The organism is Thalassobacterium sedimentorum, assembly GCF_031127905.1.
In the GTDB taxonomy this organism is placed as follows: domain Bacteria; phylum Verrucomicrobiota; class Verrucomicrobiia; order Opitutales; family Coraliomargaritaceae; genus Thalassobacterium; species Thalassobacterium sedimentorum.
This window is the reverse complement of sequence record NZ_JARXIC010000164.1, coordinates 1-305: the sequence shown is the minus strand read 5'-3', so window position 1 is coordinate 305 and position 305 is coordinate 1. Positions and strand designations below refer to the sequence as shown.

Here is a 305-nt window from a genome sequence, read left to right as displayed (position 1 = left end):
GTCGCAGTCGGCGCCAATGGCACCATACTACGCTCTGTCGACGGGGCGACATGGACCAAGCAGCCGCTCTCTGGCGTCGCCGCCAACACGAACTTTCAAGACATTATTTGGACTGGCGATGCCTTTTATGCCGTCGGCGCGAGCTACGACATGACTATCGGAGGATGGAACGGTGTGATCTGCAAATCAGAAACTGGACAAAATTGGACCCTCGATTACCAGGTACCATCGGAACAGACTGCGCTGGCATATAACAAAAATTCCGAACTCATGGGCATCAGCTACGACGCAAACTCAACCTTGGT

At 53.4% G+C, this 305-nt stretch carries 1 protein-coding gene; it reads left to right on the top strand.

Annotated elements, in window-relative coordinates; genetic code table 11:
- A partial coding sequence (locus QEH59_RS19185; protein WP_308986935.1) for a hypothetical protein occupies positions 1-305 on the top strand: 305 nt, incomplete at both ends.